Genomic DNA, 8,772 nt, shown 5'->3' on the forward strand with positions numbered 1-8,772 from the left:
GAACATCCACGGTGTGCACGGGGCCGGCGGGAAGGCGTCCCGGCCGGCAGCCGACCACCCCGTTCCCCAGAGGCCCGATGACCGTCACCGCCACCCACGCGCCCGGCACCTTCTGCTGGGTGGACCTGTCCGCCCACGACGCGGCGGCCGCGAAGCGCTTCTACCCCGCGCTCCTCGGCTGGAGCGTGAACGACATGAAGTACGGAGAGGCGGAGCACGAAGTCTACACCATGTACGAGGTCGACGGGCGCCAGGTGGCCGCCTCGGCCGCCATGGGCGAAGACCAGAAGGGGATGGGGGTGCCGCCGTTCTGGCTGTCGTACGTGGCCGTCGAGAACGCCGACGAGACCGCCGCCCGCGCGGCCGAGCTGGGCGGCACCGTGATGGCGGGGCCCTTCGACGTGCTGGACGCCGGGCGCATGGCGATCGTGCAGGACCCCACCGGCGCCGTGTTCGCCCTCTGGCAGGCGGGAAGGCACCAGGGCGCGGGGCTGCTCGGCCAGCCCGGCGCGCTCTGCTGGAACGAGCTGGGCACCGCCGACCCCGCCCGGGCGCGCGACTTCTACACCTCGCTCTTCGGCTGGGGCGCGCAGGAGATGGAGACCGTGGCGCCGTACACCATGTTCGCGCAGGGCGAGCAGATGGTGGGCGGGATGTATCAGCTCTCCCCCGACATGCAGATGCCGCCCTGCTGGCTCCCCTACTTCGCCGTGGACGACGCCGACGCCACCGCCGAGCGGGTGCGCGAGTTGGGCGGTCAGGTGCTGATGGGCCCGGAGGACATCCCCGGCATCGGCCGCTTCGTGCTGATCCAGGACCCGCAGGGCGCGTTCTTCTACGTCATCAAGCTGGCCCAGAGCGGGTCGTGAGGCCGAGGGTGGGGGTCCGCCCGGCAGGGTGACCCCAACGGAAAACATCAGGCCTCACGCAGAGTCAGCAGAGTCAGCAGAGAAACTCGCCGCTCCCGTGATTTTTCTCTGCTACCTCTGCTTCCTCTGCGTGAGACGAGTCTTTTTGGCGCTGCGCGAAGACGAAGGGCCCCGCCGCGATCGCTCGCGACGGGGCCTTCATTCGTACCTCGTACCCCGTACTTTCGTACTTTACTCGATCTTCCCCAGCGCCCACGCCGCCGCCCGGCGCACGGTGGGGTCGGCGTCGGCGCCCAGGAGCTGGGCGAGCGCGGGGATGGCGGCGGGGTCTTCCAGGCGGCCCAGCGCGCGGGCGGCGCTCCGGCGCACGCGCGCCTCCCGGTCGTCCAGGATGCCCAGCAGGGGGCGCGTGGCCTCGCGGCTGCCCACGTGGCCCAGCGTCCAGGCCGCCCCGCCGCGCAGCTCCGGGTCCTGCTCGTCCAGCAGGTCCACCAGCGGGCCCACGGAGCGCTGGTCCTCGGCGTGGGCCAGCCCCAGCATGGCGGCCTCGCGGCGGCCGCGGTCGTCGGAGCGCAGGGCCTCCAGCAGCGCGTCGGTGGCCGCGGGGATGCGCAGCCGCCCCAGCAGCCGCGCCGAGGCGCGCCGCACGCAGGGGTCGGCGTCGGCCAGGCCCTCGCGGAGCGGCGCCACGTCCACCCCCTCCATCCGCCCGTCGAGCACGGCGAGGACCCGCCGCGTCTCCTCGGCCACCTGCGCCGAGGCGGGGGCGTCTTCCCACTCGCCGCTGCCGAAGCCCCACTGGTTGCCGAAGTTGCGCGTGGCCAGCTCGCAGAGCACCGGGTTGGCCCCGCGCACCGCCGCCAGCAGCTCGCGCACGCTGGCCTCCTGCTCGGCGCGGGTGACGGTGGCGCGCACGGCGGGCTCCTCGCCGCGGTGGCCGGGGCGCGGCAGGAGGGTGGCCGGGACCAGGAGAAGGGCGGCGCCGGCCAGGGCGGCGGCCCCCAGGGGGTGCCGCCGCACGAAGCGTTCGATCCGGTTCATGTGAGGTCGCTCCTCGGGCCGGTCAGGGGCGCGGGTCCGGACGGGGATCCGGGCGCGGGTCGGGGCGCGGGTCCGGCTGCGGGTCGGGAGAGGAGCCGTGCCGGCCGGCCAGCGCCGCGGCGGCCGCCCGGCGCACCTGCGGATCGGAGTCTTCCAGCATCTCGGCGATCACCTGCGCCGAGGCCTCGCTCCCCACCTGCATCAGGGCCCACAGCGCGGTGGACTTGACCTGCGGGTCCTGGTCGCGCAGCGCCGCCCGGAGCGCGGACACCGAGGCCCCGTCCTCGATCTGCCCCAGCGCCCAGGCGGCGGTGCGGCGCACGCCCGGGTTCTGGTCGCGCAGGGCGTCCAGCAGCCCCTGCGGGGCCGAGGCCGGCTCGATCTGCCCCAGCGCCCAGGCCGCCTTGGCGCGCACCCCGGGCGAGGGGTCGCGCAGCGCCGCCGTGAGCGCGGGGACGGCGTCGGGGCTCTCGATCTGCCCCAGCGCCCACGCCGCCATCTCGCGGATCTCGGCCGAGTCGTCGTCGCGCAGCACGCCGCTGAGACCCGAGACCGCCTCGCGGCTCTCGATCTCGCCGAGCGCCCACACCGCCTGCTTGCGCACCCGCGGGCTGCCGTCGCGCAGGAGCCCCACCAGCGCGGGCACCGCCTGCGGCGCCTCGATCTGGCCCAGCGCCCAGATCGCCGTCTCGCGCACCTCGGGCTCGCGGTCGCGCAGCGCCGCGGCGAGCGCGGGGACGGCCTCGGCGCTCTCGATCTGCCCCAGCGCCCAGGCGGCCTGCTTGCGCGTCCGGGCGTCGCCGTCGCGCAGCGCCTCGGAGAGCGCGGGGACGGCGCGGCGGTCCTCGATCTGCCCCAGCGCCCACACGGCCGTCGCGCGCACCTCGGCGTCGGCGTCGCGCATGGCGCGCGCGAGGCCCTCCACCGCCCCTCCGTCCTCGATCTGCCCCAGCGCCCAGGCGGAGGTCCTGCGCACCTCCACGTCGCGGTCGGAGAGCGCCTCCACCAGCGCGGGGACGGCGCGCGCGTCCTCGATCTGCCCCAGCGCCCAGGCGGCGGTCTTGCGCACCTCGGCGTCGCGGTCGCCGCGCAGCGCCCGCATCAGCGCCTCCACCGCGCGCGGGTCCTCCAGCGAGCCCAGCGACTGCACCGCCGCGAGGCGCACCTCGCGGTCGGCGTCGCCCATCGAGCGCACCAGCGCGCCCACGATCCGCGCCTTCGCGTCGCCGCCCTCCTGGGCCTGCGCCGCGCTCACCTGCTGCCGGAGCGCGTCGACGGTGGCGGCGGCCTGGGGCGAGGTGGGCTCGGCGCCCTCGAGCACCGCCGCCACCCCGGCCAGCGCGTCCGCCGTCACCGCGTTCTCCACCGCGTCCGCCCGCTCCCGCGCCGCGCCGGTCGACGAGCGGGTGAGGGCGTCCGCGGCCGCCTTGCCCGCGTCCGGGGACCCCTGCTCGCCGTCGAAGGAGAACAGCGAGGAGCCGGGGACTTCGGACGCGGTGCCGGCCCCGGCGGTGCTGGCCGCGGCGCTCGCCGGGCCGACGGCGGCCAGGAGGGCGGAGAGCGCCAGGGCGCCCACGGCGGTGAGCGCGGCCTGCGAGCGGCGCACCACGGCCCGGTCGACCCCGGGCTCCAGGATGGCCAGGAGCCGCCCCTCGAAGGTGGAGCGCTGCGCCATCGGCAGGGCGAGCGCGGCGGGGACGCGGGCGCGGCCCACCGTGCGCACCATCGACAGCAGGTGGTCGGCGTAGGTGGAGGCGCGCGTCCCCGAGCGCAGCACCCAGTCGTCGCAGCAGCGCTCGGCCTCGGCGCGCAGGTTCTTGAGCGCGATCCAGGAGAGCGGGTTGAACCAGTGCAGCGCGCACACCACCTGCCCCAGCGCCAGCGTCAGCACGTCGGCGCGGGCGATGTGGGCCAGCTCGTGGGTGAGCACCACCTCGCGCCGCTCCTGCGGCCACTCGTCGGCGCCCATGGGGAGGATCACGACGGGGCGCAGGATGCCGAAGGTCATCGGCATCTCGGTCCAGTCGCTCTGGATCAGCCGGATCCCGGTGCGCACGCCGAAGCGCCGCTCCAGCCGGGCGATCAGCGAGGTCCACTCGGGGTCGTCGACGCGCTCGCCGCGGCGCGACAGCCACCACACGGTGCCGAAGCCCGTGGCCAGCCGCGCCAGCAGCAGCGCCGTGCCCACGAGCCAGAGGATCCCCAGCAGCCGCCAGACGTCGACGTCGACGTGGAGCCGGATGACGCCCTCCCGCGGCCCTTCCGCCGGGGCCGTGGTCGGAGTGCCCGGCGCCGGCGCCGCGGCGGCCGGCGCGCCGAGCGTCGACGGCGTACCCGCGTCGGCGATCGGGGCCGTCGACGCCACGGGCACCTCCGCGACGGGCGTCGGGCGCGGGGCCACCGTCACCGGCGCGGGGCCGGCGAGCGACGGGAGCACCGGGAGGCGCCAGGGGAGGAAGTGCGAGAAGAGCGGCAGCGACAGCACGGCGGCGATGGCCGCCACCCAGACGAAGTGGCGCGCGGCGGCCGACGCGTTGCGCAGGGTCACCGCCAGGAGCGTGGCGGCGCCCAGCAGGAGCGCGGCCTTCAGGAAGAGCGCCGGGACCGGGTCGGAGCCCAGCACCAGCGTCGAGAGCTGCGGGACGGCGGCGGTCATCTCCCCTCCTCGCGGGCGCGGTTGACCTGCTGGGTGAGGCGCACCAGGGTGTCGCCGTCGACGTGCGTGTCGCTCATCCCCAGGAGCGCGGCCGCCGCCTGCTCGGCCGAGCCGCCGAAGAAGGTGCGCACCAGGTGCTTGAGCGCCGCGGTGCGGGCGCTGTCCTGCTCCACGGTGGGCTTGTAGACGTAGCGCGGGCCGTCCTGGAGGTGGATCACGTGGCCCTTGTCCTCCAGCGTGCGCATGGTGGCGCGCACGGCGGAGTAGCTGGGCGGGTCGGGAATGCGCTCGAGGACATCGCCCACCGTGGCGCTGCCCATGGCGTAGAGCACGTCCATGATCTGGCGCTCGCGGCGCGAGAGGTCGGTCTGCAGCTCGGGACCCATCGGGTCTCCTGTGCGAAGAGGTGGGGTGCGAAAGGTGGAAGGGCTGCCGGCCTCCAGTGGCCTGCTGGAAATCCAGCAGCGTGCTGGAATTCTAGCAGAGGGTAGCACCGGTGTCAACGTTCTTGTTTTCGGGAGATGCAAGTGGTTGGATGCACGTCGTTTGGAGAATCGGGGCATCCGCGGCTCCCCGGCGGCTGCGCCGCAGGGGCCCCCCTCCCCGCGCGACCCGCGGCTGCTCGTTCCTCGCAGCCAGAGGGCGCGCTCCCTCCCCCGCTGCGCGGTGGAGGGGAAACACCTCGGCGCTTCGCACAACGAAACCAGGTGCCGGGCGGATGGGGTGCGCGGTTGAAGCCTCGCTCACCCGAACCTCGCTGCGGCGCCGATGGCCGGCGAGGCTTTCCGTGGTTCCAGCGAGTGTCTTCAGGCACTCGCGACACCGGCGGCCGCGACGAGACCCGTCCCACGGGAATTCGTCCCGACGCGCTTCCGCGCCCGCGCGGTTCATCCTACTTTGGTGTCGACCCACGGGCCAGGCCGCTCCCCGGCCTCATCCTTACCTCCTGCCCTGTGAGGACCACGATGCGGTTCCGACGTACGCTCCCGGCGCTCTGCCTCGCGCTCGCCTGCGCGCTGGCGGGCGCCCCGTCCGTGCTGGCGCAGGGCGCCACCACGGGCACCATCCGCGGCCAGGCCACCACCGGCGCCGACAACACGGCCGTCCCCGGCGCGCAGGTGGCGGCGGTGAGCGCCGAGACCGGCTTCCGGCGCGCGGCGGTGACCGACGCCCGCGGCTTCTACACCATCCCGCTGCTGCCGCCCGGCACCTACCGGGTGGAGGCGCGCGGCCTGGGCTACGGCCAGGTGACCGTCCCCGACGTCGCCGTGCGCGCCAACCAGGCCTCGACGGTGGACCTGCGGCTGGCGGCCGAGGCGGTGGCGCTCACCGGGATCACCGCCACGGCGGCGCGCGCGGGGATCGACGCCACCCAGGCCGGCGTGGTGCAGACGGTGACCAGCGAGCAGGTGGAGAACCTCCCCACCCAGGGGCGGGACTTCACCGACTTCCTGAACCTCTCGCCGCTGGTGAGCCCGGCGCAGGGGATCGGCACCGGCGGGCAGTTCTCGGTGGCGGGGGCGCGCACCTCGGCGACCAACGTGCAGGTGGACGGCGCCGACGCCAACAACCAGTTCTTCGGCGAGAACCGCGGCTCGTCGCGCACCCCGTTCGCCTTCAGCCTGGAGTCGATCAAGGAGTTCCAGCTGATCACCAACGGCTTCGACGTGGAGTACGGCAGCTACCAGGGCGGGGTGGTGAACGCGGTCACCAAGGGCGGCACCAACCAGTTCCGCGGCAACGCCTTCGTCTTCGTGCGCGACCAGTCGCTGACCGGCGACGACTTCACCGGCGTGCCGCCCACCGACTACACCGTGCAGCAGTACGGCTTCAGCCTGTCGGGCCCGGTGCTGCGCGACCGGCTGCACTTCTTCGTCTCGGTCGACGCGCAGAACAAGAACCAGCCGGTGTACGCGCTGGCGCCCAGCGTGGTGCAGATCCGCCCCGACACCGTCACGAAGATCGTCAACACCCTGAACGCGCTGGGCTTCCCCGAAGCGCAGTCGACGGTGGGGACGCTCGACCAGCAGGAGGACAACCTGGTGGTGTTCGGGCGGCTGGACTGGACGATCAGCGACCGGCACCGGCTGACGCTCCGGCAGAACTACTCCGACTTCGAGCAGACCAACGACCGCCTGAGCACCAGCGGCAACGAGAACAGCACGCGCGGCGGGCCGTTCGTCAACACGGCGTGGTCCACCGTGGGCGAGCTGAACTCGGTGTTCGGCGACGCCTACAACACCCTGCGCGTGCAGGTCTCCGACGAGGACCGGCCGCGCAACCCCAACACGCCGGGCGGCTACCTCCCGGAGCTGCGCATCGACAACGTGCCGTCGTACCGGCTGAACGAGAACGGCGACACGGTGGCCGCCACCACCAGCATCTTCCTGGGCGGCGACGGGGTGATCTTCCGCAACCGGCTGGTGGAGGACAAGGTCCAGCTGATCGACAACTTCACCTGGAAGGCGGGGCGCACACGCTGAAGGCGGGGACCAACAACATCCTCTCCAGCACCGAGAACACCTTCTTCCTGCTGGGCAACGGGGCGTACCGCTTCGGCAACCTGGCCGACTTCGCGGCGGGGCGCCCCAACCGCTACACCCGGAACGTGCGCGCCTGCCCCTCGCCGCTCCAGAACAACGCGGCGGGGCAGCCGGTGATCTGCCCCGAGATGGACGTGCCGGTGGCGAAGTTCCAGGCGCTGGAGTGGAGCCTGTACGCGCAGGACGAGTGGCAGGTGACCGACCGCCTGCTGGTGACGCCGGGCGTGCGCTTCGGCGGCACCGACTTCCGCGACGACCCGGCCGAGGTCCCCGCGGTGGAGACGGCGTTCGGGGTGGCCACGGGGGTCTCGCCCGACCTCACCGGCATCTCGCCCCGCCTCTCCTTCGTCTACGAGTTCCCCGGCGAGCAGGCGCAGGTGGTGCGCGGCGGGGTGGGGCTGCTGATCGGCCGCGTCCCCAACGTGCTGGTGGGGAACGTCTTCCAGGCGGAGCGCCCGCTGCTGTCGGTGACGTGCACGGGGGCGAACATCCCCACCTTCAACCTGAATGAGCTGCTGTCCTCGCCCACGGGCGAGAACAACCCGGCGGCGTGCGCGGGGGGCCAGGCGCCCACCGGACGCCCCGAGGTCGCGGTGTTCGACGAGGACTTCGAGCTGCCGAGGACGCTCAAGGCCAACCTGGGCTTCGAGCGGGCGTTCGCCAGCGGCACGCAGGTGGGGGTGGACCTCATCTACAGCCGCACCTGGGAGAACTTCAACGTCTTCGACCTGAACCTGCGGCCGGCGCAGTTCAACCTGGGCGTCGAGGGCCGGCCGGTGTTCGTGCCGGCGGGCGCGTTCAACCCCGTCTTCACCGCGGGGGCGGACCGCCTGGCGAACAACGCGTTCGACCGCGTGTTCCTGAACGCGTCGGAGGCCGAGGCGCGCGCCTTCAGCGTGGTGCTGGAGCTGGACCAGCGCGTCCGCGACGTGCTGCAGGTGGGGGCGCGCTACGCCTACACGCGCGCCAGCGACAACAGCTCGTTCTTCTGCTGCACCAGCGCCGAGGGGTTCAACGTGCCCACCTCGGGGAACCCGAACGACCTGGGCGGCCCGGGCGACGAGGACCGCGGCACCTGGGGCCCGTCGGACTTCGACCGGCGGCACACCTTCGTGTTCAACGCGCTGTGGGACGCGCCGCTCGGCTTCCGGGTGAGCGGGATCTGGCGCTCGACCTCGGGGACGCCGTGGACGCCGATCGTGGACGGCGACGTCAACGGCGACGGGGTGGAGAACGACCGCGCCTTCGTGGGTGCCAACCTGCAGTTCACCAACGCCGCCGAGGCCGCGCAGATGGCGGATCTCCTGGCCGAGCACGAGTGCCTGGCCGGGCAGGAGGGCCGCATCGCGCGGCGCAACAGCTGCCGCAACCCATGGTTCCACTCGCTGGACCTGCGGCTGTCGAAGGAGATCCGCACCGTGGGCCGCCAGCGCGCGGAGCTGATCGCCGACGTGTTCAACGTGCTCAACGGGCTGAACGACAAATGGGGCCGGCTGGTGGGCGTCTTCGGCGACCAGCGCAACCTGCTGATCGCGCGCGGCTTCACGGCCGCGAACGGGCAGGTGACCTACGAGGTGAACGACCGCTTCGCCGAGGAGCTGCCGCTGGGCTTCGACCCGTTCCAGTTCCAGGTGCAGCTCGGGCTGCGCTACAGCTTCTGAGC

Annotated in this window: 6 protein-coding genes; 3 read left to right on the forward strand and 3 right to left on the reverse strand. The window is 73.7% G+C overall.

All coding sequences use genetic code 11. The annotated features are described in order from the left end of the window. Nucleotides 1-77 precede the first annotated feature (77 nt). Nucleotides 78-869: a VOC family protein gene (locus VF746_01870; protein ID HEX8691161.1), complete on the forward strand. Its 792-nt coding sequence runs from the start codon at nt 78-80 to the stop codon at nt 867-869. Between the two features lie 231 nt (nt 870-1,100). Here VF746_01870 and VF746_01875 read toward each other — a convergent pair whose 3' ends face one another. Genes VF746_01875 through VF746_01885 form a run of 3 tightly spaced genes read right to left on the reverse strand, consistent with a single transcriptional unit; the run spans nt 1,101 to nt 4,952 of the window. Next, the gene (locus tag VF746_01875; GenBank protein HEX8691162.1) at nt 1,101-1,910 is read right to left on the reverse strand and encodes a HEAT repeat domain-containing protein; all 810 of its coding nucleotides are present in this window, start codon (nt 1,908-1,910) and stop codon (nt 1,101-1,103) included. A gap of 22 nt (nt 1,911-1,932) precedes the next feature. After that, nucleotides 1,933-4,566 (reverse strand): HEAT repeat domain-containing protein, encoded by a 2,634-nt coding sequence (locus VF746_01880; GenBank protein HEX8691163.1) that lies wholly within the window; start codon nt 4,564-4,566, stop codon nt 1,933-1,935. After that, nucleotides 4,563-4,952: a BlaI/MecI/CopY family transcriptional regulator gene (locus tag VF746_01885; GenBank protein HEX8691164.1), complete on the reverse strand. Its 390-nt coding sequence runs from the start codon at nt 4,950-4,952 to the stop codon at nt 4,563-4,565. The genes VF746_01880 and VF746_01885 overlap by 4 nt, the downstream gene beginning before the upstream one ends. Nucleotides 4,953-5,531: 579 nt before the next feature. Here VF746_01885 and VF746_01890 point away from each other — a divergent pair. Next, nucleotides 5,532-7,049 carry a TonB-dependent receptor gene (locus VF746_01890; protein HEX8691165.1) on the forward strand — a complete coding sequence of 506 codons (1,518 nt, stop codon included), beginning with the start codon at nt 5,532-5,534 and terminating at the stop codon, nt 7,047-7,049. Nucleotides 7,050-7,066: 17 nt separating this feature from the next. Continuing rightward, nucleotides 7,067-8,770: a TonB-dependent receptor gene (locus VF746_01895; GenBank protein ID HEX8691166.1), complete on the forward strand. Its 1,704-nt coding sequence runs from the start codon at nt 7,067-7,069 to the stop codon at nt 8,768-8,770. The last annotated feature ends 2 nt before the right edge of the window (nt 8,771-8,772 follow it).

It is taken from the genome of Longimicrobium sp., from assembly GCA_036389795.1.
Taxonomy (GTDB): Bacteria; Gemmatimonadota; Gemmatimonadetes; order Longimicrobiales; family Longimicrobiaceae; genus Longimicrobium.

What these genes read in the sequence shown, in the direction of transcription:
- VF746_01870 (HEX8691161.1), top strand. Translation starts at nt 78, where the DNA reads ATGACCGTCACCGCCACCCACGCGCCCGGCACCTTCTGCTGGGTGGAC.
- VF746_01875 (HEX8691162.1), bottom strand. Translation starts at nt 1,910, where the DNA reads ATGAACCGGATCGAACGCTTCGTGCGGCGGCACCCCCTGGGGGCCGCC.
- VF746_01880 (HEX8691163.1), bottom strand. Translation starts at nt 4,566, where the DNA reads ATGACCGCCGCCGTCCCGCAGCTCTCGACGCTGGTGCTGGGCTCCGAC.
- VF746_01885 (HEX8691164.1), bottom strand. Translation starts at nt 4,952, where the DNA reads ATGGGTCCCGAGCTGCAGACCGACCTCTCGCGCCGCGAGCGCCAGATC.
- VF746_01890 (HEX8691165.1), top strand. Translation starts at nt 5,532, where the DNA reads ATGCGGTTCCGACGTACGCTCCCGGCGCTCTGCCTCGCGCTCGCCTGC.